This window comes from Sphingomonas sp. GW821-FHT10C01 (assembly GCF_059415525.1).
The window spans coordinates 1,212,063-1,238,083 of sequence record NZ_JBWKNK010000001.1 but is presented as its reverse complement, the minus strand read 5'-3'; the positions used below and the strand labels follow the sequence as shown (position 1 = coordinate 1,238,083).

20 protein-coding genes and 1 tRNA gene are annotated in these 26,021 nt (G+C 65.7%); 15 read left to right on the top strand and 6 right to left on the bottom strand.

What is annotated here, in order from left to right; translation table 11 throughout:
• The first annotated feature begins 85 nt into the window (after positions 1-85).
• Entirely contained in the window at positions 86-3,013 is a 2,928-nt protein-coding gene (locus tag AC07M1_RS06020; RefSeq protein WP_495161656.1) for an ATP-binding protein, read from the top strand.
• On the opposite strand, the gene AC07M1_RS06015 is transcribed toward AC07M1_RS06020, so the two are convergent.
• The 3 genes from AC07M1_RS06015 to AC07M1_RS06005 form a co-directional block, all read right to left on the bottom strand.
• Entirely contained in the window at positions 2,994-6,557 is a 3,564-nt protein-coding gene (locus AC07M1_RS06015; RefSeq protein ID WP_495161655.1) for a hypothetical protein, read from the bottom strand. The two genes, AC07M1_RS06020 and AC07M1_RS06015, sit on opposite strands and share 20 nt — an antisense overlap.
• 2 nt (positions 6,558-6,559) lie before the next feature.
• Entirely contained in the window at positions 6,560-7,399 is an 840-nt protein-coding gene (locus AC07M1_RS06010; RefSeq protein WP_495161654.1) for a hypothetical protein, read from the bottom strand.
• 131 nt (positions 7,400-7,530) lie between these two features.
• Complete coding sequence (locus AC07M1_RS06005) at positions 7,531-8,223, bottom strand: Crp/Fnr family transcriptional regulator (RefSeq protein ID WP_495161653.1); 693 nt, start codon at positions 8,221-8,223, stop codon at positions 7,531-7,533.
• 186 nt (positions 8,224-8,409) lie between these two features.
• Between AC07M1_RS06005 and AC07M1_RS06000 the strand changes: the two genes are divergently transcribed.
• Genes AC07M1_RS06000 through AC07M1_RS05955 form a run of 10 tightly spaced genes read left to right on the top strand, consistent with a single transcriptional unit; the run spans position 8,410 to position 22,009 of the window.
• Positions 8,410-10,149 (top strand): DJ-1/PfpI family protein, encoded by a 1,740-nt coding sequence (locus AC07M1_RS06000; RefSeq protein WP_495161652.1) that lies wholly within the window; start codon positions 8,410-8,412, stop codon positions 10,147-10,149.
• A 5-nt stretch (positions 10,150-10,154) separates the two neighbouring features.
• Positions 10,155-10,664 carry a gluconate 2-dehydrogenase subunit 3 family protein gene (locus AC07M1_RS05995; RefSeq protein WP_495161651.1) on the top strand — a complete coding sequence of 170 codons (510 nt, stop codon included), beginning with the start codon at positions 10,155-10,157 and terminating at the stop codon, positions 10,662-10,664.
• Between the two features lie 15 nt (positions 10,665-10,679).
• Positions 10,680-12,425, top strand: a complete 1,746-nt coding sequence (locus tag AC07M1_RS05990; protein WP_495161650.1) for a GMC oxidoreductase — start codon at positions 10,680-10,682, stop codon at positions 12,423-12,425.
• Positions 12,422-12,757 (top strand): Dabb family protein, encoded by a 336-nt coding sequence (locus tag AC07M1_RS05985; protein ID WP_495161649.1) that lies wholly within the window; start codon positions 12,422-12,424, stop codon positions 12,755-12,757. Before AC07M1_RS05990 ends, AC07M1_RS05985 begins: the two co-directional genes overlap by 4 nt.
• Positions 12,757-13,617 carry a uracil-DNA glycosylase family protein gene (locus tag AC07M1_RS05980; protein WP_495161648.1) on the top strand — a complete coding sequence of 287 codons (861 nt, stop codon included), beginning with the start codon at positions 12,757-12,759 and terminating at the stop codon, positions 13,615-13,617. Before AC07M1_RS05985 ends, AC07M1_RS05980 begins: the two co-directional genes overlap by 1 nt.
• Before the next feature lie 13 nt (positions 13,618-13,630).
• Positions 13,631-15,208: a glycerophosphodiester phosphodiesterase gene (locus AC07M1_RS05975; RefSeq protein WP_495161647.1), complete on the top strand. Its 1,578-nt coding sequence runs from the start codon at positions 13,631-13,633 to the stop codon at positions 15,206-15,208.
• Between the two features lie 3 nt (positions 15,209-15,211).
• On the top strand, positions 15,212-16,432 hold the full coding sequence (locus AC07M1_RS05970; protein ID WP_495161646.1) for a hypothetical protein: 1,221 nt from the start codon (positions 15,212-15,214) through the stop codon (positions 16,430-16,432).
• A gap of 1 nt (position 16,433) precedes the next feature.
• Positions 16,434-19,259, top strand: a complete 2,826-nt coding sequence (locus AC07M1_RS05965; protein WP_495161645.1) for an amidohydrolase family protein — start codon at positions 16,434-16,436, stop codon at positions 19,257-19,259.
• A gap of 9 nt (positions 19,260-19,268) precedes the next feature.
• Positions 19,269-21,560 (top strand): S8 family serine peptidase, encoded by a 2,292-nt coding sequence (locus AC07M1_RS05960; RefSeq protein WP_495161644.1) that lies wholly within the window; start codon positions 19,269-19,271, stop codon positions 21,558-21,560.
• A gap of 29 nt (positions 21,561-21,589) precedes the next feature.
• Entirely contained in the window at positions 21,590-22,009 is a 420-nt protein-coding gene (locus AC07M1_RS05955) for a GlcG/HbpS family heme-binding protein (RefSeq protein WP_495161643.1), read from the top strand.
• 36 nt (positions 22,010-22,045) lie between these two features.
• Here AC07M1_RS05955 and AC07M1_RS05950 read toward each other — a convergent pair.
• Positions 22,046-22,135, bottom strand: a tRNA-Ser gene (locus AC07M1_RS05950).
• Positions 22,136-22,266: 131 nt separating this feature from the next.
• Here AC07M1_RS05950 and hspQ point away from each other — a divergent pair.
• The 4 genes from hspQ to AC07M1_RS05930 all read left to right on the top strand — a co-directional run bounded on the left by hspQ (position 22,267) and on the right by AC07M1_RS05930 (position 24,142).
• A complete protein-coding gene (gene hspQ, locus AC07M1_RS05945) occupies positions 22,267-22,647 on the top strand; it encodes a heat shock protein HspQ (protein WP_495161642.1) in 381 nt (126 codons plus the stop codon).
• Between the two features lie 114 nt (positions 22,648-22,761).
• The gene (gene rplU, locus AC07M1_RS05940) at positions 22,762-23,133 is read left to right on the top strand and encodes a 50S ribosomal protein L21 (protein WP_495161641.1); all 372 of its coding nucleotides are present in this window, start codon (positions 22,762-22,764) and stop codon (positions 23,131-23,133) included.
• Between the two features lie 13 nt (positions 23,134-23,146).
• Positions 23,147-23,416 carry a 50S ribosomal protein L27 gene (rpmA, locus tag AC07M1_RS05935; RefSeq protein WP_495161640.1) on the top strand — a complete coding sequence of 90 codons (270 nt, stop codon included), beginning with the start codon at positions 23,147-23,149 and terminating at the stop codon, positions 23,414-23,416.
• 171 nt (positions 23,417-23,587) lie between these two features.
• Entirely contained in the window at positions 23,588-24,142 is a 555-nt protein-coding gene (locus tag AC07M1_RS05930) for a GNAT family N-acetyltransferase (protein ID WP_495161639.1), read from the top strand.
• Between the two features lies 1 nt (position 24,143).
• On the opposite strand, the gene AC07M1_RS05925 is transcribed toward AC07M1_RS05930, so the two are convergent.
• Both AC07M1_RS05925 and AC07M1_RS05920 read right to left on the bottom strand, forming a co-directional pair.
• On the bottom strand, positions 24,144-24,689 hold the full coding sequence (locus tag AC07M1_RS05925) for a thermonuclease family protein (protein ID WP_495161638.1): 546 nt from the start codon (positions 24,687-24,689) through the stop codon (positions 24,144-24,146).
• On the bottom strand, positions 24,686-25,990 hold the full coding sequence (locus tag AC07M1_RS05920; RefSeq protein WP_495161637.1) for an MFS transporter: 1,305 nt from the start codon (positions 25,988-25,990) through the stop codon (positions 24,686-24,688). Before AC07M1_RS05920 ends, AC07M1_RS05925 begins: the two co-directional genes overlap by 4 nt.
• Between the last annotated feature and the right edge of the window lie 31 nt (positions 25,991-26,021).

The following is a 26,021-nucleotide window of genomic DNA, read 5'->3' as shown; positions in this document are numbered from 1 at the left end:
ATTCGGGAAGCGCTACAGCAATCGCAGCTTGCGTGGTCCTGTTCCCCTTAGCCATGTTTTGTTTTTACTATAGGGTGGTGAAGTCATGCCGCCGGATCCATCTTCCAGCAAACAGATCGACCATGAGCGTCGGATCGTTACGATCCTGGCAGCCGACATTGCCAATTCGACTCAGCATATCGTGGATTGCGATCCCGAGGACGCCCTGCAACTTTTCGATCAATGGTTCGAGCATTTCCGCGAGACCGTGGAAAGGGGTGGCGGCAAGCTGATCAGCTACGAAGGCGACGGCGGTATCGCGGTTTTCGGATGGCCGACCGCCCTGGAGGATCATGCCGACCGCGCCTGTGCCGCCGCATGGGATCTTCAGATCGTTCCCGAGCGCCGCTTGGGGCCGGGCGGCCAGCCGGTCCGCTTTCGTGTCGGCGTGCATTCCGGCATCGCGGCGGTGCGCCACGTAGACCGCGACGGCAACCTGTATCCGAACACCGTCGGCGCGACCGTGAACATCGCGGCCAAGCTGCAACAGGCGGCGCAGGCGGGCGGCATCCTGGTTAGCGCGCAAACGACCAAGCTGTGCCGGATGCGGCTGGCCCTGACGCCCGAGGAACCGACCGAGGCGCTGCGCGCGGTGGGCTCGTTGCCCTACAAGCTCGAGGCGCGGCCGGAGAATGTGCAGGCCGACGACATCGCCGGGCGCTATCGGTTCCCAATCGTCGGTCGCCATGCCGAGGTCGCGCTGCTCGCCGCCGCGTTACCGCGCGCCGGGCAACCGAACCGCTCGATCGCGCTGATCGGCGAGCCGGGAATCGGCAAGAGCCGCCTTGCCTTTGCCGCGACCGCCGATGCGATCGCGCTCGGCATCCGGCACCTGATTTTCTTCGGCGATGCGCAGCGCCGCACCACGCCCTTCGCCGCCGCGCGGAGCTTGATCGACGAGTTACTCGAGGCGCGGGCAACGGGAGGCTCCTTGAGCGACAGGCTTGCCGTCTTGGCACTCCACGAGGAGGATATTGCGGCGCTCGAGGCAACGCTCACGCCAGCGGGGGCCGGCAAACCGGCGACGGTGCTCACGCAGAACCAACTCGCCCGGGCGTTCGTCAACGGCTTCCGCGCACTGGCGCTCGACCGGCCGACGATCCTGCTGGTCGAGGATCTGCAGCATGTCGATCCGGAAAGCCGGCTGTTCCTGCGCCTCCTCGCGGCCGAGCAGACCGATCGGCCATTATTCATGCTGTTGACCGGCCGGCCCGAAGCGCACGCCGATGCGGACGGCATTGCGGACACGGTCGTTGCCGTCGAGCCGCTGCCGGCAGCGGATATGGTGAGCCTGGGGCGGCGACTATGGGCGGGACGCCGCGACGCGGAGGCCACGCTTGCGCATTTCGTCGCCCGCTCGGAGGGCATCCCCTTTGTCCTCGAAGAGCTGGTACGGTCGGTTGAGAATGGACCAGCCACGCCGCCTCTGGCACTTCCGCCCAGCGTGGAATCGGTGATCCATGCTCGGCTCGAACGTCTTTCGTCAGGTGGCAAGGCGCTGGCGCAGACGCTGAGCCTGCTTGGCGAAAATGTCGACATTGGCTTCGCCGCTGCGGTGATGGGGGTCGAGGAAGACGCGCTGCAGAACGACCTCGCCACGCTCGAGCGGTTCGCGTTCACCCACCCCGCCTCGCAGCGTTCGACACATTTGCGTCATCACATCATCGCCGAGGCATGCGCGAACACGATTGGTCGCCAACGGCGGCGACAACTTCATGGCGCGGCGGTCGCGGCGCTGCTGTTGCGCCACCCCGATCTGGCGGGCCGATACGAACAGCTTGCCTTCCATGCCGAGGGTGCCGGCGACGACAGGGCGGCGCTCGACTATCTCTGGGAGGCGGGGCTGGAGGCTCGGCGGAGTTCGGCGGCGGCATCGCTCGACCTGATCTTCGACCGTGCGCTGTTGGCGATCGAGCGCATCGGCGAAGCCGCGGAGAGGAAGTATGTCGACTTCGTGCTGATGGCCTTCGCCTCGATGGTGCAGCTCGGCGAGTTCGAAAAGGTCAACCTTCACCTGCCGCAGGTGATGGAACGCGTGCGCCAGTTCGACCGGCCGGCGCTGACCTCCAGCACGCTTTCCCAGCTCGGCATGATCCGCTGGTTCGAGGGGCGGTACGAAGAAGGGCTTCGGGCCACCGAGGAAGGGATTGCCATTGCGCGGGCGCTCGAATCGCCGACGCTGATCTTCGCCAACCAGATCATGCAGTCCAACATCCTTCACGGTATGGGGGAGGTACGACGCGCGATCGCCGAGGAGCGTGCACTGTGCGACATGTTGACCGGCGATCTGGAAACCGCGCGGCTGGGCGCGGCCGGCATCCCCAGCGCGACCGCGCTGGCATTCATGAGCTGGTTTCTGGTCGATATCGGTGAACTCGACGAAGGGCTGGAGTACGCCGAACGCGCGCTGGCCATCGCCGTGCGGGAGCGAGACCCCTACTCCGAGGCGCTGGCGCGCAACGCATTGGGACGCAACCTCCTCCTCCTCGGCCGCAATGTGGAGTCGGCGGAATGCCTTGCGGTCGCGCGCGCGATCAGCGAACGTAATGGCTATGACGCGATCCGGCCCAATCTGATCGGCCGCGCCGCCGCGGCGCTATCACGCATCGGAAGGGCGGAAGAAGCGATCGAGATTGTCGAAGAATGTCTGCACCAGGGGCTGCACGAACGGACCGGACAACTCGAAGTGTACAACCTTCATATCGGCCATGCCGAGGCGCTCTATCGCAGCGGCGATATCGTGAAAGGACTGGCGAAACTCGACGAAGCGCTCGACATCGCGCGCCGGACCAACAGCCCATGCCTGATCGTCGATGGCCTGGGTCTTCGCGCCCGCCTGCTGGAGGAGACCCTGCCGGCCGATCCGCGCATCGCTGAAGACCTGGCCGAGCTCGACACGATCTGCGGCCATCACGGGCTGGTCGCAGTGCCGGCCTTCGTCCCGAACGGCGGTGTTACGAAGCAAGTCGCGTGAAACGCGCCAGCAGGCCGATCGTAACCTGAATGAGCTTCTGAGGCTCCCCCGCCCGCCCGGCCACCCGGCGAAGCCCCGTCAGGCGGCTGCACGCCCGGATACATTCCTGCAGGACAGGCATCGCGACACGGTTGCGGCCCCAGCAATCCTTGTTGCTTCCGGGAACACCGAACAGCAGATAGTCGTCGATCTTGCGCTCGGGACCTTCGCCGATCCCGGTACCCTTGAACGAGAAACGCAACGGATCGGTGAACTTGCGCGGATCTAGGTTCGCCGCGGCGACCAGCGCGGCGATCGAGTCGCCCGCGGCGATTCCCATCTGATTCGACCAGTCCGTATCGACTTCGCAATGGCGCATTCGCACAGGCAAATTGGGGTTGAGCCGTTCGGCTTCGTAGATCAGCGCCGCGATCTGATCGTTGCCAAGCGGAGGGAGCGCGGACAAAGGAATGCGCAGATTGAACAGGCTGGTCATTACCGACGCGAAGGTCAGCGGGATCACCGCCAGGGTCGATCCGATGATCTCGATCAGAATCATCGAGACGTCCTGATAATAATGGCTCCGCCAATCCTCACCGGTCGGCACCCCTTTGTAGAGGGCCTTAATCTCCTCAAGCGATTCATTCGCCACAAAGGCGCCGACCAGCGTTCCGGTAGCGTTGGCACGCCGACTCCGTACCTCCGCGAGCCGCGCATCGATATGGTTCAGCATCTCCGAACCCGCCTGACGCGACAGCGCGTGAAGTGCGCTCTGATTCTGGAGATTGCCGATCAGGTCGAGCACCATAACGGCAGACCAGACCTGCATCGTGGTGAGCCCCGGATCAGCGGTCCGCTCACCCTTGAACGCTGCTAGCCAGTCCGCGGGAAGGTCACCGACATGTTGGCGGGCGAACGGCAGCGCGACGCCAAGTTCGGTCACCCATGACGGCCCCGGAATACCGAAAAGATCGGTGACGATGCCATAGGCGGCCGGTGCGGCGACATCGGCGACTAGATCGATCCGGCGCGCCTGAGTCGTCCGCCGCAACGCCGCATCGAGCCGGCCCTTGGCGATGTCACGTAGCGCCACGTCGATTCCACCGCTTGGGTCGAAATGACGCGCCAATGATGTCCAGGCGAGGTCAAGGATCGGCCTCAACCGGTGCCGTGCCGGGCAGGTCGGGCCGCTCTCATCGGTACCGATCAGCATATCGCTGCCACGCGTGATCCGCCGCCCCGCAACATGATAGGGGCGGACCGAGAATTCGACACCGTCCTTGCCGTTCCGGTTGCTGAGAACCCGGGCGACGTCCTCGTGGCGGCCGACGAAACTGACGATCTGGCCGGTTCCCGGTGCGGTCACGCGAACGGCCCGCTTGGATGTGCCCAGCATTGTTCGCGCATAGGTCGTGAGGCGGCGTTCATTGTAGAGGGACGGCGTGAATGCGTCCCCCATGCTGTAGCCGCCATAGGGAAGCTGGTCTGCCGGCACGGCGAAGCGGTCGCCCTTGGCGAGTCCCTTCAGCGCCGCGACCCCCGGCAGAAAGAAATAATCCCCGCCCCGCGTGTGGACGAAGCGCGGAATCTCTGTGACGGGCGCGACGGCGCCGGCCTCAAAGAAACGGTCGGCAACCGTTCCGGCATTCGCACCGGTCAACGGACAGCGGCCAAGTCCAGCCTGACCCAGGAACTCGCCGTCATTGATCCAGTCCGCCTGAATCACCTCGAACTGAAGGTCGATCCGCGCATTGGCGGCCACGAACAACATGCCGCGCTTCTCGCCGTCGCCCGCCGAATTCTCGGGTAATAAGGCGCCGCCATAGCTGATCCCGCGGCGCAGGATGCGGTGCCGCCGCGTCTCGTTACGGCCACCGATGTCGCGTGGATTGGAGCGGCGGATATGCGCGCCCAGCGGGCATCGCCTGCCCTCCGGGTCGTCGACCGCGTAACGGAAGTCGTTGAGCGTCCCTTCCGCATCGGCATCGACATCGGGCTGTTGCCAGGGCGCGGTAACGAGAGGGGCCCCGTTCTTCCACCGCCCGACGATCTGGGCGCCGAGCGCGTCCTGTGCCTGCGGATCGCCAGGGCGCTGCCGGCCGAGGAACGACCGGAAACCCTGGACATCCTGTTCGAGCTTGCGGAACACGACGAAGGTCGATCCGCTGCGCAATAGCGGGTGGACGGGCAGCGCGTGCTTCTCCCCGTCCTCGTCCGGCTGGTCGAGGAATATCTCGCCCGGCGCGACCGGGGTCCAGCTGGATAGCCGTGACGCCGTGCCGCCGCCGGCCAGTGTGTCGCCAAGCCCAAGATCGACGAACGGCTGGCTCAGATTGTCGCGATAGCCGAAATGCTCGGTCCGGGGCGTCTGGCGGGTCGTCGCGTCGATCTGGGCCGCCCGGTCGTCATCATGTTGATGCGGGTCCTGGCCCAGTTCGATATGAACGATTTCCAGCCCCACCAGCCGAAACATCGCGCCGATCCATTCGCGAAGCTCCTCCTTCGCCTCGTCGGTGGCGTCATTGAAGGCGCGCACCTCGGCGCGCAGCCGCTTCCAGAAGGCTACCGAGGTTGGATAGGCACGCGTGCCGAACCCGCCGGTGAAATAGCCGTGCACGCTCTTTAGGCCGAGTTCGCCTTCCCAATATTCGGGCGCGCTGGGGCCGGTGTCCCGGAGCCGCCGCGCGCGCGCGGCCATGCCCTCCTTGAAGGCATCGGGAAAGGAGGCAAGCGTCGCCGGATCAAGTTGAAGCGTCTTCAGCCCGGCATGGGTGAAAGCGAAGCTGATCGGCATCCGATCGCCGCCGTCGTTCGTTTCACTGGCCAAAGCCTGTTGATCGGCCTCACTTCGGATCGCCGGCGGCAAGTCCTTGCCCGGCTCGAACGCCGGCGCGGACGTGCGAAGAAACTCGTAGAAGAGCAAGGCGGGCAACGCGAACCCGGTCGCCTCGTCGCTGGCAACCGCCCTGAAACTCGCCTGCGCGCGTTCAATCAGATTGGCGTAACCCGCTTCGGTCATGAAACCGCGCAACAGGCCGAGAACCGTCATCTCCGCACTGATTCCCGCGGTACCAGACGACAGATCGACATCCGCGACCATCGCAGCAGCGGTAGCCACCGCCGCCGCCGCGCCGCCGTCAGTCATCGCCGCGACGGTCAGCCCCGCTTCGAGCGCGTTGCTGAAGCCGGCGAGCGTCGCCCGCATCGGTTCGGGATCCTTCGCGATGAGCGCCGTGAGCCAGGCGCGGAACGCCTCGACTGGCGGCGCCACCGCTTCGGGATCGTCCAAAGCGGCATTGAGCATCCCCGGATGGGCGAGATCGAGCTTGAGCTTCGCCAGCGGCCCCAGCTCGCCGGGCAGTTGCTCCTTGCCGTCGTACAGTTCCAGAATCCGGTCGCGAGTGGCGGAGATCTCACCATCGTTCATGATCCGGAAGAAGACGAACAGCGACCAGTTGCGCGTCCACGGGTTCTCACCACCAGTCTTGGGAGTCCGCAATACGCTTGCCTGGATATTCGCGCGCGTCGTCGAAACCGCGTCCGGCGTTTGATCAGGCCCGTCCAAGGCTAGCCCCCTTCCGCAGCGTTGCGAGCGCGATAGACTCCGCCCGGCGACGGGAAGTCGCGGGCATATTGCTGGTTCTCGCGTAGAAACTCGTCGAACAGCTCATCCATCGACCGGACCGTTGGCCCGCTCGGCGAACGCACCCGCGCGACGAACTGGTCGAAGCGCCGTTTGAACGCCTCAAGATGCTTCAGCCGGGCGACGGATAGTTCGCCATAGGGCGCGTAGAACAGATCGGTATGGATCTGGTAGCGGCGGATCCATTGCCAGAACTGCTCGAACCGCCGCGTGCCCGGATAGTCCTCGCAATGGCGGAAGACCTTATCGAAGTCGGAATTCAGCGTGCGCGCGATGTCGCGCATATAGACTTTGAGATCGCCGTCGAACTCGACCAGCGTCAGGATCCAGGACCGGAACTGCGGAGCCAGCGAAGGCGCACTCGTCGCCATGACCTCCTGGAAATCGTCGATCTGCTGGGGAATCCGACGGCCCGGCGCGCCGGCGCGCTGCGCGGTCTCGTCCTCCTCATACGGCAGTCCTGCGATGTTCTCGGAATAGACGAGATACTGCTCGGGACGCAGGATGATCATCCGCCCGAAATGGATCGTTGGGACTTTATCGAGTTCGGAAGGCAGGCCCTGCTGCAACCGCTGCGTGATGTTGGCGATTGCCGCGCGCAGCGCTTCCTCATAGGTCGCCGTCTCCCCAGGAATACAGCCCTTCCGGATCGGTGCGAGGACCGCGATCTCCGACACATCGCCGGCGCGCTTCGACGTCGCCCATTGCATCCGCGAGCGGCCGAAATCGATCGCCTCGGGAACGGCTTTCCCTGAATCCGACATGTTGCCCCACCCCAGTCGTCATTGATTAGAGTTGCACGACGGTGGGTGAATCACAACAGGCCGCGCCACTATCAACGATGAGCCCGAGAACAGGGTCGAATAGACGACTTCTCAAGCCCTCAAGATCGCGGTTACCACCAGCCTGAATCGCCGGAAAGATCGTGGAGACTCGCCGCGACGACTTCCTCCAGTCCGGCGAGATCGACGAATTCCAGACGCCGGCGGCCGGCTCGAATGATCTTCCGCTCCGCAAGGATTGCGAGTTCCCGGGTCACCGCTTCACGATGCGTCCCGATCCGGTTCGCCAGCTCGGCGTGGCTCGGCGCGGCTTCGATGCTGTCATCGCGTGACCGGGCCAGCCGCAGCAGCTCGCAATGGAGCCGGGCGCGGACGTTGAGCGCGCTTAGCTCGAAGACGCGATCGGTCAGGCTGCGGACCTGCGCGGTCAACCGGCGGATCAGCCAGTCCGCCGCATCGGGTTGCTCCCGGATCGTTGCCCGGAACGCTTCCGCCGGAATGGCGAGCAAAGAGCCGTCGGTCGCAGCGACGATACCGATCGACCGCGCGGCGCCGTCGACTGCCGACAGCTCGCCGAACAACTGGCCTTCGCTCAGCTCGCGGAGCGAAACCTCGCGGCCATCGACCGAGTAGCGCACGACGTTGAAACGGCCTTCCTGGACGATGAATACGTCGCCCGAAGGCTCATTGCGAGCGACCACCGACTGGCCCTTTCGCACCCGGATCGTGCCCGAGCGGGCGAGCAACGCGTGGCGTGCCTGCGTACCCAGTATTTCGAGCAATCCGCGTCGTTCGTCTTGCTGCATCGCCCACCCCACCCGGCCTGAATAGACAGCAGCGGCAGGGACAAGGCAATGGCGAGCGGTCCAGTGCCGCACGCGCATTTGTCTCCGAATGTGCGAAAAATCACCGAACGAGCGTGCGCCGCCTCACCGCGCCCGGCGAACACCGCCGCTATCCCCGTTGCAGAACGCAAGCGGGGGCCGATTGCCGTGGTCAAAGCCATCTTCTTCGATGCGAAAGATACGCTGGGCTATGTCGACCGCCCGGGGCATCTCGTAACCTACAAGCCGTCGACCCAGACGCTGCTGGAAACCGTGGGCGGCACACTGGGCTGCCGAATCGGCATCATCACCAACCTGCCCAGGAACGTCGACAGCGCGGCGGGGCTGAAGATGATCACCGATGCCGGGATCGCCGGGTTCCTCGACCCGGCCGGCTTCATCACCAACCATGATGCCGGCGCCGACAAGCCTAGCGCCACGATCTACCGCTACGCAGCGGCGAAGCTGGGGCTTGCGCCCGAGGAGTGCCTGTTCGTCGGAGAGAACTTCCTCGAAGTGCTCGGCGCGCGCGCGGCCGGGATGCAGGCCGAACTCAAGCCGTGCCCGCCGGGCCGCGAGTTCCTGACCAAGGATATCGCCGCGCGCGCCTCCACCGAAACGGACAGCGGGCGGCTGGCGGAGCAGATCATGGAGGAAGATCACCTGATTGGCCGCCGGCTGGTCATGGCCTCCGCCGCGATCTCGAAGAAGATCGCCGCAGACGAGGCGCCGCCGCTGCGCGCAATGGGCCTGCTCGTCTTTCTGCTGCACGAATTCATCGATCGCTATCACCACGCGGTTGAAGAGCGCGTGCTGCTCCCGCTCGCCTTCGCCAATGGCTTTCCCGAGGCGGACGCCGCCTATGTCTATGCGGACCACGATGCCGGGCGGAAGCTGTTCGCGACGATGCGCGACACGCTGGCACGGATCCGCGCCGGCGATGCCGCGGCGACAATCCTGTTCCGCGAAGCACTGGACGCGTTCGTCGCGCTCTACCGCGAACATGCGCGCCGCGAGAATGACGAGACGTTGCCGGGGATCGGCAAGCACCTCGACGGCCATTCGGACGCGGTGATCGTCGAACTGATGGAGCGGTTCGGCCCGGGCGACCTTGGTCCCTGGCTGATGCTGATCGCCGACCTTGAACAGGAACTCCAACCGCAAACCGGGGGAAACCAGATGCCCGACATCAAGACCGTAGCCGTCATGGCCTATCATCGCTGCGGCGAGCAGGACACGCTCGTACCCTATGAGATCCTGAAGCACGCCACGATGGTGCTCGCCGAACAGGGCAAGCAGCTGCGCGTCCGGCTGCTGCGGGTCGAGGAGTCCGACCCCGAGGTGGTCGAGATGCAGATGGGCACCCGCGTCTTCACCGACGGCGCGGTCGAGCCCGAGGATCTGTTCGACCTGCTGTTCGTCCCCGGCGGCCTGGGCAGCGGCGAGGCGAGCAAGGACGAGCGACTGCTCGACATCGTCCGCAAGCATCACGCAGCCGGCAAGGTCGTCGGGACCAATTGCTCGGGCATCTCGATCCTGCATCGCGCCGGCATCCTGGGCGATACGCCGGTCACCTGCGCCGCGACGGTCTCGCGCCGGCTCAAGGAGGAAGGCGCCAACATTCTCCAGCCGCGCACGATGTGGGCGGGTCAGATCAACGGAAAGATCTGGACCTCGGCCGGCGGAAGCGGCGTCCATGGCAGCACCATCGCGATGATCGCCAATTATTTCGGGCGCGACGTCGGCCAGTATCTCGGCATGGGCTGGGACACCTACCCGGCGCTCGGCGAGCAGATCTTCGAAGAGCGCGGCCCGCAATATCTGAGTTTCCCCGCGCTTGAAGCCGGGATCCAGGACGCGCTCGAGGACATCCTGCTGCCGCGTCGCGCGCCGGCAGTGGCGGGCTGACCGTCATGGCCTGGGACATCGAATTCCGTCTTCCCGAGACGCGGTACTTCACCGATGCCGAGCGGGCGCAGCTGGCGGCGCTGTTCCGCGCGATCCAACCCCGCGACACGGCACGCGGAATCCCGGGCGCCGATGATTGCGGCGCGGTCGATTATCTCGACCGGTTCCTCGAGATGCGCGCCGACGGCCCGGTCAAGCTGCACGAGGATCTGGCGAGCTGGCAGGCGGGCTATCACGACTGGCTCGCCGCGCTCGACACCGCCGCCGCGACCCGGTTCGGGACGCCGCTGGCGCAGCTCGGGGCTGAGGACACGATCGCACTGATCGACCTGCTCGAACGCGGCGAACTCACCGGGATGGGCGCCGCGGCGGATCAGAAGCGGCTGTTCGACACGCTCTGGCGCCACTGCCTCCAGGGCTGCTGGGCCGACCCGCGATGGGGCGGGAACCGCAACCGGATCATGTGGCGCTGGCTCGGCTATCTCGGCGACGCCGAGAAGCTCGAGCTGGTCTGAAGGGGGAAGCGAACCATGCCGACCATCGACAAGCCCGATGTCATCATCGTCGGCAGCGGCGCCGGCGGATCGACCGCCGCCCGCGCGCTCACCCAGCGCGGGTTCAGCGTCCTCGTCCTCGAACGTGGCGGACCGAGCAACGCCGAGGATTTCATCCCGCTCGACGAGCTTCATTTCCTCGATCACAAGGCGATGGTCCCGTCGCGCCGCGACGATCCGATGCTCTATATCGACACGTCCAAGCCCGATGCGGAGCCGGTCTCCAGCGAGCGCTGGTGGATCACCAACATGGTCGGCGGATCGACCAACCAATGGGAAGCCAATCTTCCGCGCTACACGCAGGAGGATTTCTCGGTCACCCAGTATCTGCGCGACATCCCCGGCGATGTCAGCATGATCGACTGGCCGTGGACCTATCAGCAGTTCCAGCCCTATTTCGAGCGCGCCGAATGGGACTGGGGCGTATCCGGCCAGGCGCGGCAATCGCCGGCGCAGGAGCCGATGCGCGCGGGATACGACTATCCGATGCCGCCGATCCGCGAGCATGGATCGTCCCCGTTCCTCCGTTTCATCTTCAACAAGGCGGGAATGTTTCCCTATCGCAGCCCGCGCGGGATCAACTCGCGGACGAGCGACAGCCGTCCCGGCTGCCCCTTCTGCGGCTTCTGCCAGGGGTTCGGCTGCGCATCGAACTGCCGGTCGGGCGCCGCCGACACGGTCCTGCGCAAGGCGCTGGCATCGGGCCTTTGCGAGCTACGCACCGGCCATAATGTGCTGCGCCTGCTCCACGAGCCGGCACCGGGCAGCGAGCGCGGCCATCGCGTTGTTGGCGTCGAGTATGTGACCGAGCCGGGCGGCACGCCAAAGAGCATCACCGCGCCGATCGTGATCGTCTCGATCCAGGCGATCGAATCCGCGCGCCTCTATCTGCTGTCCGGCCTGCCCAATCCGAACGGGCTGGCGGGGCGCTATCTCACCTATCACACCAAGGGCGATCTCGAATTCACCTTCCCCAACCAGCCGGTCTGGGGATCGATGGACCCGACCTATCCCTATCAGCCGAGCACCTCGCTCGGCAGCCTTCAGCTCCGCGACCTGTACGTCATCAACGACAGCAATTCGCCGCTGAGCAAGGGCGGCAAATTCTCGATCTACGATCCGATCACGATCAATCCGCCGCTCAAGGCGCTGTACCGGACGGGGATGCCTGAAAAGGGGTCGCGCCTGTGGGGGCGGCATCTGCAGGAACGGCTGATCGAGCTACGCGAGAATGGCGGCGTTTCCTTCTCGTTCACCGGTGAGACGATGTCGAAATACGACAATCGCGTCGAGCTGGCCGACGGCCTGGGCGGGCGTCCGCTCAAGACCGATCCCTATGGTCAGCCGGTCGCGCTGACCTACTACCAACACCATCCCTATGACCTCGCGCTCAGCGCCTATGCGCTGGACCGCGTGGCCAACATCGTCGGCAATGCCGGCGGCGAACTTCGCGTCAACCGGCCGCAGACGCTTGCCAATCCGGGCTATGGCCACAACCATGGATCGCTGCGTGCCAGCAACGACCGGGCTGCGTCGGTGCTGGATGCCAATTGCCAGGCGCATGAGGTCGAGGGCCTCTACGTCATCGACGCCGCGTTCATGCCGACGGCGGGGGCCAGCAACCCGTCGCTGACGATGATCGCCAATGCCTATCGCGTCTGCGACCATATTCCCGAACCTGTCCAGCGGACCCGCGTCGGCGCAGGCGGCGGTGCGGCATGACCGCCTTGCTCTGCCACGTCGTCGTCTATCGGCTTGTCGAAGACCTCGACCCTCAGCGCCTGGCGCGGGTCGAAGCTCAGTTCGAGGCGTTGCCTAACGATATCGCCGATGTTCTTAACGTCGAAGCGGGCCGTAATGTCAGCCCGTCACGGCTCGCGCGCGGCTGGGATTTCGGCGCCATCATGACCTTTGCCGGAGCAGCAGAGCGCGATCGTTTCCTTGCCCATCCGGCGCATGACCGGCTGACCGAAGCGACCGCCAACGGCTTCTTCCGCGAAGCAATGGTGTTCGACCTTCCGATCGGCGGCACCGTGCTTCCGAGGAGGGCATGATGGTCGCGCTGCGCACCCATCTGGAGAGCTACCTCGCCAAGTGGCGAGACGATCTCAACCCCGCCTGGCTAAGCCTGTTCGACGGAGTCGAACTCGATTTCGACGCGATCCCGCAAGAGCTGACCTATGACGCGGAGCATCCGGTGATCCCGCCGCTCCGTTCCAAGCCGCTCGCGGGCACTCCAATCGGCGCGCATATCTTCCGCGCGTTCGATGGCGTCGTCCCCGACGCCGTTCGCGTGGTGCTGATCGGACAGGACCCCTACCCTCGCTTGTCGCGCGCCACCGGTCGCGCGTTCGAGGACGGCGCGCTGACCGACTGGCAAGGTTCGGTCGCGATCAGTCTGCAACGGCTGATGCAATCGGCGGTGGCGCTGCGCTATGGCGAGCCCGATTTCGCGCGGACACCCGGCGACTGGCAGAGGGTCCGGGCGGCCGCGGCCGCCGGCGACATCACGCTTGAGCCGCTCAGCACCTATTTCGACCGGCTCCAGGCAGGCGGCGTATTGTTCGTCAACGCCGGCTGGACGCTGACCCGTTTCGTCCCGGGCGGGGGCGAAGAGCAGAAAGCGCATATCGCGATGTGGCGCCCGCTGATGCGCCGTCTGCTCCAGGGGCTCGCCGAGCGGCCAGGACGCCCGACGGTGTTCCTGTTGCTCGGCGGCTTCGCCAAGAAACTGTTCGCGGAAAGCGGCGTCCAGGCCCTTGCCGAAGCCGGTGGCTATGCCGATCGCATCGCCACCGTGATCCACCCGCATCCAAACACCGTCGGGCCGACCGGTTATCTGGCGAGGGGCAATCCACTCGCGGCTGTGAATGCGGCGCTCGCCGGGCTCGGCGCGGCGGCGGTGGCCTGGTGAGGGAGGCGACAAGATGAGGATCATCGCACTGGGCGGAAACCGCCTCCATGCTCCCGCCAACAGCCTCGCGGCTTTGGTCAGCGCCTATACCGGCGGCGCCGATGCGCTGCTGATCGGGGTAAAACAAACCGCTGACGACATACTGGTTCCCGCCGGTGACGACCGCGTGCCCGGCACCACCGCGCTGATCTCGACCAGCAGCTTCGCCGATCTTCAGGCGCATGATTTCTCCGCCGGTTGGCTCCCGCGGCGGACGCCAGAGGGCAGCTTCCACTATTGCGATCCGGCGGTGCCGGCCCGTCGGCTCAAGCTTCCCCGGCTCGACGACGTCATCGACGCGCTGCCGCGCGACGCGACGCTGGTGCTCGATGCGGGCACAGCAGCCGAGCCGAGCCTCGCGCTCTGCGAAAGCCGGCGGCGGCTGGACGCGGTGATCCTTATCAGCGACTCGCTTGAACGGCTCACCGAAGCGCGAGCGCGCCGGACAACGCTTCGCACCGCGCTCTGGTCCAGCGACGCCACCGTCGCCGCCAGCGATGCTGATCTGCTGCTGCTGCCCGCCGAGCTCCTTCATGATGGCAATGGCTGGACGCCCGCCAGCGCCGATCTGCGCGACCGCAAGTTCGCGGGCGAATGGCCAATGGGCATCTGCGCGGTGCTTGACGACGACGGCACCGACGCGGCGACGCTCGACGCGCTGGCGGGTGCCGCCTGGATCTGGGGCGTCGGCACCGGGTCGACCTTCGATGTCGAGCGATTACGGCCCGGCTATATCCACACCGCGTCCGACTTCGCGGCGACCGAGATCGACCGGCGCCAATTCGCGCTCGGCTATGCCAAGGCGAACCGCTTCGCGAACGTCTATTGCGACGACGGGGTCCATCTCGACATCGTCCACTATGCCGGCCCGATGCCGGGCGGTGGCGGATCGGCGATCGAGCGCCGGGTCGATCGCCTTGAGTGGGACCTAATCAACGTCGCCAAGGAATGGCCCTTCTATTCTGGCGGCGGGGTCGGGACGGTGCGCGGCATCGGCGACGATTTCGCCGCCGAGGTGGACTATCGCGTCGCGCGCGTCGGCCAGGCGACCACGCTGGAAATGGCGATCACCAATGTCGACCCGGGTTCGCACCGGGCGGCACCGCCGCAAAGCTTCCGCGACAAGGACAGCTTCTACGATCCGCATGGGGCGCCGCCCTATGTCGGGGTGGAGCATGACGAGGATGACGGGTTCCGGATCAACTGGAACCTGGGGTCCGAATATGACAGCAACCAATATGGCCGGCCGGTGTCCGAGGGGCGCACGCCGCATGGCGGCCGCCTGCGTCTCGAACGGCGCGGCGCCTTTCACGCCGCCTATTATCGCGATCCCGTCGATGTAGAGCAGAATCCGGTGTCGCCGCGCGACTGGGTCTGCGTCGGCGTGGTCGCGAATGAGAGCCTGAACCGCACCGTCCATCTGCGCTGCGTCGGCAAGCGCTGGCGTCAGGAGCGGGAGTCGGACCCGTCGCAGTACGAACCGATCCTGCCCAACCATTTCGTCTTCCGCGACCTGCGGATCACCTGTTTTCCACCAGCCACATGGGGATAGATCATGCCGCAACCACTCCGTCCCGATCCCGCACGCGAGATCATCGACTTCGGCCTCGAGCCCGACGATTTCAGCCCGGTTGCCGTTGAGACGACACCCTTTCTCGACCTGGGTCTTCCTTGGCCCGCCGGTGCGCGCCCGATTCCCGAACCCTGGGACGCGAGCGATATGCCGCAACCCGGCGACGCCCTGCCCGAAGCCGATGTGCTGGTGGTGACCTGGACCGTGGCCGAGCATGAAGCACTCGCCGACGTGCTGACGCCGGGCTTCGGCCGCAACAGCTGGGCGCGCTATGCCCGCCGTTTCCAGGACCATTACGAGCCGCAGATCCGTAACGGCGCGCCCTCGCTGAAGGTCCGGCGTCTCGGCTCCTATTTCCGCACCACCATCGCCGGTCGCAAGATCCTCTGCTTCAAGTCGGAGCTACACCTCAACCAGGACGGCAAGCAAACCGCACCGGGCAAGGCGACCCTGCCGGTCCGCGACCTGTTCGAACAGATGATCGACGAGGTGAAGCCGTCGCTGGTGATCACCGTCGGCACGGCCGGCGCGACCTTCGCCCCCGATCAGACGCTGTCGGTCGGCGGGATGGACTGTCCGCCGCATGAGCTTGGCGACGTCATCATCACCCGCGGCGCCAAGTTCCGGCTGAGCCAGGAATTCGCCAACGAGGATTTCGCCCATACCGGCTATCGCTGCGAGAGCTTCACCATCCCGACCCAACGGCTCGATGCGGCGCGCACGTTGCTGGCACGCCATGCCGGCAAGCTGGTCGAGCCGGCCTTCGCGCCACCGCACACAAAATATCCCTGGCCACAGGGCAATCCCCTGCCGGGGTTCGCCAATGCACCCGATTTCAAGATCGACGGCGTCGACTTCCCCGCCTTCCACCCGATCCTGACGACCGACTTCTTCGAGTTCGGCACCTCGACCAATCGACTGTGGGAACAGGGCTCCGGGGTGGAAATGGGCGATGCGGTACTTGGCCTGGTGGTCGAGACGCGCCGGGCAGAGGGAAAATCCACCCCCGACTGGCTGGTCATTCGCAACGCGTCCGATCCGCAGATCAACGGGCGCCTGCCCAATCGCGAAACACCGGGGATCCCCCCCGAGCTGCGTCGCGGCCTCGACATGCAGGCGCATTGGGCGGTCTGGTATTATGAGACCTACGGCTATTGGACGAGCGTGAACAGCGCGATCGCCGTCTGGGCGATGGTCGCCTGACATGCCGCCGCCGCCCACCCGCACGCTCCCGGTGGAGGTCGAGCTGGCGCTGGAGGTGATGCCGTGCCAGGCGATGCGGCGCGCCTATGACGGCGTGGCCGCACCCCACCCTTGCGCGCATTTCGGCGAATGGGGGGCCTTCCACAGCTATGATTATCGTGAGGGCGGAGCGCCGCGGGAACCCGGCGTCGTCCAGCGGAGCGTCTATGCCGGAAAACGCCCGCTGATCCCTGAAATCCTGAGCGGCTGCCGCAAGGCGCCGATCCTCGCGGTCGGCATCAATCCGAACCTGCCGGGCTGGACCAACGGATCCCGCAATGCCGTCCACCCCTATTTTCAGGACTATCTGCAATACGCGCATCACTTCCGCTGGCGCGCGACAGAAAAGCTGCGGATCCCGATGGTGGAGTTCGATGCGCTGCTCGGCGGCCGTCCCGATGGCCCCTACGAGACACGCGGTCTGACGCGGGAGGGCGACGATATCCCGGTCGAGCCAGCACCGGTCACCATGTACCATGGCTATCAGTCGCTGCTCGACGCGTTCGCGCAGCGGATGGGCTGGACCAATCACCAACTCGCCGTCGGCGAGGACATCGCTTACGCCAATATGGTCGCGTGCGGATCGGCGCGCTGGACCACCCGGCCGGTCGCCGGCAATCCGCCGATGCCGGTAATGGGCGAAGCCGGCGCACGCGGGATCGTCAAGGAATGCTTCCATGACCGGCGCTATTTCCTGCGCCAGATGCTGCAGACGCTGCCGCGCGTCGTCATCGTGTTCAGCCAGACCACCGCCGATGCCTTTGTCATCGCGATGCGCGACCATTTCACCAAGGGCGATCCGCGCCCTGGCGAACCGATCGCCGAGCTGCTCAAGCGCGAGATCCGTCTAAGTTTCGGCCGGACGGAAGCGGGCGAGGAACTCGACGCGCGCATCGTCTTCTCGCCGCACGCCTCGGCGCGGCAGGAGGATTTCGACAAAGCGCGCGTCGCTATCGTCGATCATCTGGCGGCGGAGGTCGATGCCGGGAGACTGGCGCTCAGCCCGACCACCGGCCATCTGTCGCGCCCGCGCGGCGGATGCCTGTTCTGCGACAACGCGCTCTACCGCATCGGCGACTGTGCCTATCGCGCCGAACTACGACCGCTCGCCGGGGCGACGATCGACGCCATGGCCGATTCCGGCACTGCCGCGCCGCAGGCCGAGCGCGCCGAATATCAGCGGCTGGTGGCCGCCTTCACCCAAGGGAAGCCCGCAATGTCCGATACCGACGAGATCATGGCGTTCGACGATGCCGCACGCGACGCGCCCCGGCTGGCGCTACGCGGCAAGATCGTGCCGATGTCGGGTCCACCGATCGAGCGCGGCACCCTCTATCTCTATCGCGGATCCATCGTCGACATCCGCGACCCGGATGTGCCTGCTCCCGACGGGTTCGAGGGGGTGACGGCGGTCGATGTCGGCGGCGTGATCTATCCAGGCTTCGCCGATCTTCACAATCATCTGGCGTACAACGTCCTCAGCCTGTGGTGGCCCGACCCCAAATCGACCAACCGCTCGCAATGGCTGCGCAAGCCGTCCTATAAACGTGCCGTCGGCCTGCCGATGGAGGTGATCGCCAACCGCCAGGATTTGGTGAAGGCACTGATCCGCTATGTCGAGGTAAAGCTGTTGCTGGGCGGCGTCACCTCCGGCCAGGGGATGAAGAGCAAGTACAAGCACAGCGACAAGCTCTATCCCGGCCTCGTCCGCAATTTCGAAGCCTCCGACGACGCCGACCTGCCCTCGATCGGCCACGCCATCCTCGACCTCAAGGATCAACCCGAGGCGATCGAGAAGTTCCGCGCGTCGCTTTCGCGCGGCCGTCAGTTCTTCTTCCATCTGTCCGAGGGCGTGGATGCCAACGCGCATCGCCAGTTCGAGCTGTTGGCGAACAACAACCTGATCCAGCCGACATTGGTCGGCGTGCACAGCCTTGGCCTGAACGCACCCGATTATGCTGCGCTCGCCGCCGCGAGCGCATCGGTCGTCTGGTCGCCATTCAGCAACTCCGTCCTTTATGGCGAAACGCTCGACGTCGCGGCGATGGTCGGTTCCGGGGTGCGGTTCGCGCTCGGCAGCGACTGGACCCCGTCGGGAAGCCGCAACATCCTGGGCGAAATCAAGATCGCGTCGCTGACGGCGACCGCACAGGGGGCGCCGATCGCCGACGAGCGGCTCGCCCGTTCAATCACCTCGGATGCGTTCGCGATCGCCGGCTGGGGCGATCGGCTAGGTCAAATCCGCCCCGGCTATCACGCCGACCTAACCATCCTCGATGAGATCGATCCGGATCCCTATACGAACCTGCTACGCGCCAACGAGGCGCATGTGCGCCTAGTCGTGATCGCCGGCCATCCCCGCTATGGCGACCGCGCGCTGATGGCGGCGACGGGGTTCGACGGGCCGCGAACGGAGTCGATCATTGTCGGCGGCCGCGACCGGCTGCTCAACCTCGGCCACCCCTCCTCCCCCCTCAACCATATCGGCTTCGCGGCGGCGCGCGACGCGCTGGCGGCAGCGTTCGCCGATCTGCCGGCCGCACGCGACGCCACGGTGTTCGAACCGTTCGACGACAGTGCCGCGATCGAACTCGATCTCGACCTTCAGCCGCCCGAACCGGAATGGGGAGAGATCGAAGAGTTGGCCGACATCACCCTGCCCGACTCGGTGCCGTTCGATGCCGCCACCGTCATCGACGACCCCGACTATTGGACAATGCTCGACTCCATTCCGCACCTCCCGGCCTTCTTGAAAGGCCCAGGAGGGTTGCGGCGCTTCTACACCTAGGAGGGTTCCATGCTGGTCACCGCACTTCCGCTCAACAAGCGCGAACGCCGGATCGCTCGCGATATTCTCGGCAAGGACGCCATCGAAAACGGGCCATATCTGACCGCCAAGGCCGAGCAGTCGACGATGGCGGCGCTGCAAGCCGCCGATATCCTGTTCAACGCCAGGATGCCGTCTGAACCCAGCGACGACGCCGCGACGGCGGAAGAGATCGATGTCGGCAGGCCTCGATTTGAGAGCGCGAGCGGCGGAGCCGGCGCCGCTGCTGCGGCGGCTCCGGCTCCGATCGAGGAAAGCGCGGCAGAAGGATTGTGGGTCGCCACCGTCGAGGGACCACTTACTCCCGAGCGTCAGGCCTGGATCGAGGACCACGGCATCAGCCTCGATTCGCGGATAGGGCGGTCTCGCTTCCAGGTCCGCGCGCGCCGCGACGCCGTCAGGTCGGTCGATGCCGATGCCGACTGGCTGCGTGTGGGTTCCTACGGCTTGCGGGAAACCGTCGGCGAGCGCGTTGCCAGCGCGGTCGAGGTCACGCTGGCCGGCGGAGGGCTCATGAAGAGCGCCGACGCCCCCGAAGGACTGGCCGACATGACGGCCCCGGACGGGGAGCCCGCGCTCTACGATGTCCGCTGCACCGACGTGTCGAGGCTCGCGTCGCTGGCCGCACAACTTGAGCTCGATCCGCGCGTCGAACGGGTCGAGCGCGGCAGCGACCGGCTGCGCTATCACGTGACCCAGGGTCCCGACGCCGAGGCCGCGCTGCTCGCCGACATGGGTCGCGACGGCACGGTGGAGTTGGTCGAACGCTATGTGCCGCCCGAACCTCTGCTCGGCTATGCACTTGCCGGCTTGGTGGGTGGCAATATGCCGCTGACCGCACCGTTACCCTGGCAAGGCGCGGGCGAGACGATCGGCATCGCCGATTCGGGAATCGATGCCGGCCATCCCGATTTCGCCGGTCGCGTAACCGTCGTGCTTCGCGAAACCCCGCTCTCGCTGCGCGACCCCAAGGGACATGGCACACATGTCGCGTCGATCGCCGCAGGCAGCGGCGCGGGAAGCAACGAGCCGCTGAGCGGCGTGGCGCCCGCCGCACTTCTGTTCGTTCAGAGCATCGCCGACACGAATCTGACCTATCGCTTCGGCATCGGACTGACCGACATGCTCAAGCAAGCCTACACCGCCGGTGTGCGTATCCAGAACTACTCGTGGGGCGCCTATGTCGCGGGCCGATACACGCTCGATACGCTCGATATCGACGCGTTCGTCCATGAGAATCCCGACCTGCTCGTCGTCATCGCCGCAGGCAATAGCGGTGATCAGGACCCCAACGACCCGCATGGCCGGATCCGCCTGGGATCGCTCGCTTCGCCGGCGGGGGCCAAGAACGCGTTGACTGTGGGCGCGTGCTGTTCGCCCCGTCCGGACGGCCCATACGCCGCCTTGCGGTGGCGCGACTATGACGGGCAGCGCGCGCCCGCAAACCCGGCCATGGCGGACCTGCATCTCACCGGAGATATCAATGTCGTCGCCGCGCTCTCCTCCCGTGGGCCGTCCGACGACGGACGGATCAAACCCGACCTGGTCGCCCCCGGCGTCGGCATCGTCGCCGCCAGAAGTCACGATTCGGGCACGCCCGTTCACTCCTATCCGGCCAGCCCGGGCCTCTATCAGTACATGTCGGGGACCAGCATGGCCGCACCGCTTGTCGCCGGCGCTGCGGCGGTGGTGCGGGAATATTATCGCACGGTGCGGGGTCAGTCAGTCCCCTCTGCCGCGTTGCTCAAGGCGACATTGATCAACGGAGCCGAATGGATCGACCACGCGGTAGTCACCGACCCCGGTATCGGCAGGCCCAATTTCCATCAGGGCTTCGGTCGGTTGAACCTCGCCCATGCCATCCCGTTCGGCGACGACGCCGGCTTCGCGCTCGAGTTCGTGGACATAGATAACAACGCCCCGCAGGCATTGGTCGCGGGAACGATGGCCAGCGCGGTCTTCATCCGGAAGATCCATCTCCCGCAGCCTGGCCCGCTCTCGGTCACCATGGCCTGGACCGACCCCCCGGCGCGGTTCATCCAGCATAATCTCGATATGGTACTGATCGCGCCGGACGGCTCCAAGGTCGCCGGCAACCAAGACCTGAACCGTCTGCCGTTCGAGAAGTTCGACCGTTACAACAATGTCGAACAGGCGCGCGTGGCGGAAGCGGCCGCCGGCGACTGGACGATCAGCATTACCGCGCAGAACACATTCCGCGGACCGCAGGGTTTCGCGCTGGCGATCACCCTGCCGGCCTGATCCCCGCCGCTCGATACGAAAGGACCATCGTGCGCACCTACCTCACACTGACGCTCGACGATGCCCGAGCAATCATCGCCGCCGCCTCGGCAAAGGCGCATGCCGACAGCTTGCTCGTGTCGATCTGCGTCCTCGATGCGGGTGGGCACCTGCTGTGCTTCGAGCGGCTCGATGGCGCACCAGCCGGCTCGGTGGGTGGTGCTCAGGAAAAAGCGCGTACCGCGTTTCTCTATCGCGCACCGAGCCGGGTCCTGGAAGAAACCGTAGCCGGTGGGAGAGTCGCGATGCTGTCGCTCCCCAACGCAACCCTGCTCGAAGGCGGGCTGCCCCTGATAGTCGACGATGCCCTGGTCGGTGCGATCGGCGTATCGGGCGCCCGCGGCCCACAAGACGGGGTGATCGCTCTGGCCGGAGCCGCTGTGATCAATCGCGGTAGAAGCAAGCCCTGAGCCGTCCTCCTATCGAACGGGCCACGAGGCAGGAAGTGGCGGAGAGGGTGGGATTCGAACCCACGTTACGGTTCCCCGTAAACCGCATTTCGAGTGCGGCGCGATCGACCACTCTGCCACCTCTCCGCGAGGGGATTCGGGTACGGCGATTGCCGGTCCGATCAGTCGAGCGCGGGCCTCTAGACCAAAGATTCGAGCTGCACAAGCACCCTCCCGCACTTCTTGTGCGGCGCGCAAACCGCACTAGATTGAACGGCATGACTCGTGCCCATGACTTCGTCGACCTATCCACCGCTGGCGTGCCCGTTCCGCCGGTCGCGCACGCGCGCTTCAATGTGGGCGATGTGGTGCGGCACCGGATGTTCGATTTCCGCGGCGTGATCTTCGACATCGACCCGGTCTTCGCCAACAGCGACGAATGGTATGAGGCGATTCCCGAGGACGCCCGTCCCCGCAAGGACCAGCCCTTCTACCATCTGCTCGCCGAGAATGCCGAATCGAGCTACGTCGCCTATGTCAGCCAGCAGAATCTGGTCACCGACGACAGCGACGAGCCAGTCAATCACCCCGCAATCGGCGGACTCTTCGAACAGTATAGCGAAGGTCGCTACCAGCTGAAGCGTGAGCACCGGCACTAGGGCGGTTAAATCCACCCGCGAGGTTGACTTAGGGAAGCGATTCGCATAGTCGCGCCCTTCCTCCCGCCGGGTTTGTCCTGCGCGGGCACAAGCATTTGGAATTGAGAAAGAGCCATGTTCGCAGTCGTGCGCACGGGCGGCAAGCAGTATCGCGTTGCCGCAGGAGACAAGATCGTCGTCGAGAAGCTCGACGGTGAAGCCGGTTCGACGATCACCCTGGGTGACGTGCTGCTCGCTGGCGAAGGTTCGGAACTGAAGGCGACCGACGGCCTCACCGTCTCCGCCGAGATCCTCGCACAGGCGAAGGGCGAGAAGGTTATCGTCTTCAAGAAGCGTCGCCGTCACAACTATCGCCGTAAGAACGGCCATCGCCAGAACCACACGATCCTGAAGATCACCGCGATCGGTGCGCAGGAGAAGAAGGCGAAGGCGAAGAAGGCCGATGCGGCGCCGGCGGAAGCCGCTGCCCCGGCTGCGGAAGCGTAAGGAGTAACGCGAAATGGCACATAAGAAAGCAGGCGGCTCTTCGCGTAACGGCCGTGATTCGCAAGCAAAGCGCCTCGGCGTGAAGAAGTTCGGCGGCCAGGCGGCCATTGCCGGCAACATCCTCGTCCGCCAGCGCGGCACGCGCGTCTATCCGGGCGTCAATGTCGGCATCGGCAAGGATCATACGCTGTTCGCGCTTACCGACGGCCGCGTACGATTCCACGACGGCAAGCTCGGCCGTAAATTCTGCTCGATCGACATGATTGCGGAAGCAGCCGAGTAACATAGGGTAACCGACCGGGTTGCCCGCCAGGGCGATCCGGGTCCCCTCCTCAGGGGACCGCAAAAGGGAGACGGGTCGCCCCGGTCTCCCTTTTTCTTTGCTCCCTCCCACCCAGATCGTCGCAGTCCCGTCATCAAACCGGGCCAGTGGCGATCACGCGAGGAGAGTATGATGTTCGCGAGAACGCAAAGACTTATGCTGCGGCCCGGCTGGATCGAGGACGCGCCCGAACTGGCCCGCGCGATGGGCCATCACGAGGTGGTCCGGAATCTTGGCCGCGCGCCCTGGCCCTATGCGCTGGGCGACGCCCAGGCTTTTCTCACGGGCCAGCGGCAGGCGACCGACGCCAGCTTCCTGATCTGCGCGCTGGAGGATGGCACCAGCCGGATCGTCGGCGGCGTGGGCTTCGGCCCCTATGACGATGAGCCGTACGAGATGGGCTATTGGATCACTCCCGACGCCTGGGGCCGCGGCTATGCGACCGAGGCGGGCGAAGCGGTGGTCGCGATCGCCCGCGCGCTACGCGTCCCCCGGCTCGCCGCAGGCCACCATATCGACAACCCGGCTTCGGGCAGGGTGCTGCGCAAGCTGGGGTTCCGGCCCACGGGCCGCATCGTCCCGCGCTTCTCGCGCGGCCGCGGCGGCGAGGTGCAGTGCGTCCAGTACGAACAGCGCCTGTCGGACGAGGGCTGCAACGACGACCCTTACAGTCGAATGGCGGCCTGAACTAAGTTGCGGGAACCGATGGCGCGCTGCGCGGATGCGTGGCGCGCCATTGAGCCGGCCGCTCGAAGCTGCCGCGCCAGATCCCGTGCTTGGCGTCCCGAGCGGCCTGTTGCTGCGAAGCATAGCCTCCTTCCCGCTCACCATCGCCGCTGACCGCCCAGCCCTGCATCACCAGAGCCGCCCCAATATCCTCCACACCCCTGACCGAGCAGGTCGATAGCACTCGGCCGAACCTGTCGCTGGCATGCGCTTCGCAGGCCAGTTCGCCCTTGGCGACCAGCGTCGCCAACGCTTTGCGCGCCTCGACCCCACAGCGCCATTCAACGCCCCCTGCAGTACGGCAGGGCTGCTGATACTCCACCGCGTCGATCCCCTGCAGCCGGACGATCCGCGCGCCGACCCGCAGGCTGTCACCATCGATCGCCTGAATCGGGCCGCCATCCGCGGTGAAGCGCTCAGGCGGTGCGCGAAGCTTGGCGATCACGAACATCAGCAGGAACAACAGCGCCAGCACGGCCAATTGCCGTAGCCAGCGCCCTGCCTTCATGCGGCCGGCTCGTCCCGTGCATAGGCCGCGGACAGCTGGCGATAAGCGCGCGAATTGAACGCCGCGATCGCCACCAGCACGCCGATCACACCGGCAATGCTGAACACCAGCGCCATGCCGCGCTCAGGCCCGCGGCCATACCAGTCACCCACCGCCTCCGCGCCCGCGCCGGTCGTCATGAACGGGATGAACACGAATTGCGTCAGCGGCGCGATCAGGAAGGCGGTGAGCGGGGATGCGGCTTGCTCGATCGACTGGGCAAAGCCGAATACCCTGCCCTGCCGCTCAAACGGAACCACCTTCTGCAACGTCGTTTGCTCCGCTGCCTCGGCGTAAGGGCCAAGGAACAGCCAGATGAAACAGCCCGCCGCGAGCAGCGCGATCGAAGACTGGATCGTGAACACCGCCGCCACCGCCCACACGATCACATTGACCAGCAACAGGGTCTTCAGCGGATTCTTGCCGAGTCCGGTGCGGGAGATCAGCAGGCCTGAAAGAATGAAGGCGCATGAGGTGAACGCCCAGAGCAATCCCCATGCCTCGACCTTCATCAGTGACAGGCCGTACGCGTCCATCAGCGCCATGAACACGCCGCCGAGCAGGTTATTGAACGCCGCGAAGAAGATCAGCGCGAACAGCCCCGGCACTGCGGCCACGACCCGAATCGTGCCGGCAAGATCGACTCGCTTGGGCTCGTCTTGCGTTTCCGCCGCGACCTTCTCGTCCACCCGGATGAAGACGAGGTGGACCATCGCCAGCGCCGACAACAGAGTCGCAAAACCCAGGGTCGCCACCATCCCGCCCCACGCGACCAGGAAGCCGCTGATCGCCGACGTCGTCAGGAAACCGATGCCCGTGACCATGCCGACCAGGCCGTTGGCCTTGTCGCGCCGGCCCTCGGGCACCAGCAACGTCACCAATGTCGGCAGGGCGATATTGCGCAGATTGCCCGCGATCACGCCCAGCATCACCGCGAACAGGAACAGCCACAATGGCGCTGCCGCGATCCGCGCCATGCTGCCCTCGGGTGTCAGTAGAAAGCCGGCAAGCGAGAGCGCGTAGAGCAACAGCGATGCCGCGCTCGACACCATCATCACCCGCGTCTTGCGGTGATGATCGACCAGGCTGCCGAACCAGATCGCGAACGCGGCGGTCAACACCAGATACATGCCCGCGATCATGCCAGTCGCGAACACCGATTTGGTCTCGAGAAACACCCAGAAGGTCACCGCGAACCACACGGTGAAGTTGGTGATGTTCGCGATCAGATTGTTGATCAGCAGGTGGTGAAATGGGGTCATGGGGTCCTCGGGGTGACACGATGGCGATTTG

What these genes read in the sequence shown, in the direction of transcription:
- AC07M1_RS06020 (WP_495161656.1), top strand. Translation starts at nt 86, where the DNA reads ATGCCGCCGGATCCATCTTCCAGCAAACAGATCGACCATGAGCGTCGG.
- AC07M1_RS06010 (WP_495161654.1), bottom strand. Translation starts at nt 7,399, where the DNA reads ATGTCGGATTCAGGGAAAGCCGTTCCCGAGGCGATCGATTTCGGCCGC.
- AC07M1_RS06005 (WP_495161653.1), bottom strand. Translation starts at nt 8,223, where the DNA reads ATGCAGCAAGACGAACGACGCGGATTGCTCGAAATACTGGGTACGCAG.
- AC07M1_RS05995 (WP_495161651.1), top strand. Translation starts at nt 10,155, where the DNA reads ATGGCCTGGGACATCGAATTCCGTCTTCCCGAGACGCGGTACTTCACC.
- AC07M1_RS05990 (WP_495161650.1), top strand. Translation starts at nt 10,680, where the DNA reads ATGCCGACCATCGACAAGCCCGATGTCATCATCGTCGGCAGCGGCGCC.
- AC07M1_RS05985 (WP_495161649.1), top strand. Translation starts at nt 12,422, where the DNA reads ATGACCGCCTTGCTCTGCCACGTCGTCGTCTATCGGCTTGTCGAAGAC.
- AC07M1_RS05980 (WP_495161648.1), top strand. Translation starts at nt 12,757, where the DNA reads ATGGTCGCGCTGCGCACCCATCTGGAGAGCTACCTCGCCAAGTGGCGA.
- AC07M1_RS05975 (WP_495161647.1), top strand. Translation starts at nt 13,631, where the DNA reads ATGAGGATCATCGCACTGGGCGGAAACCGCCTCCATGCTCCCGCCAAC.
- AC07M1_RS05970 (WP_495161646.1), top strand. Translation starts at nt 15,212, where the DNA reads ATGCCGCAACCACTCCGTCCCGATCCCGCACGCGAGATCATCGACTTC.
- AC07M1_RS05965 (WP_495161645.1), top strand. Translation starts at nt 16,434, where the DNA reads ATGCCGCCGCCGCCCACCCGCACGCTCCCGGTGGAGGTCGAGCTGGCG.
- AC07M1_RS05960 (WP_495161644.1), top strand. Translation starts at nt 19,269, where the DNA reads ATGCTGGTCACCGCACTTCCGCTCAACAAGCGCGAACGCCGGATCGCT.
- hspQ (WP_495161642.1), top strand. Translation starts at nt 22,267, where the DNA reads ATGACTCGTGCCCATGACTTCGTCGACCTATCCACCGCTGGCGTGCCC.
- rplU (WP_495161641.1), top strand. Translation starts at nt 22,762, where the DNA reads ATGTTCGCAGTCGTGCGCACGGGCGGCAAGCAGTATCGCGTTGCCGCA.
- rpmA (WP_495161640.1), top strand. Translation starts at nt 23,147, where the DNA reads ATGGCACATAAGAAAGCAGGCGGCTCTTCGCGTAACGGCCGTGATTCG.
- AC07M1_RS05930 (WP_495161639.1), top strand. Translation starts at nt 23,588, where the DNA reads ATGTTCGCGAGAACGCAAAGACTTATGCTGCGGCCCGGCTGGATCGAG.
- AC07M1_RS05925 (WP_495161638.1), bottom strand. Translation starts at nt 24,689, where the DNA reads ATGAAGGCAGGGCGCTGGCTACGGCAATTGGCCGTGCTGGCGCTGTTG.
- AC07M1_RS05920 (WP_495161637.1), bottom strand. Translation starts at nt 25,990, where the DNA reads ATGACCCCATTTCACCACCTGCTGATCAACAATCTGATCGCGAACATC.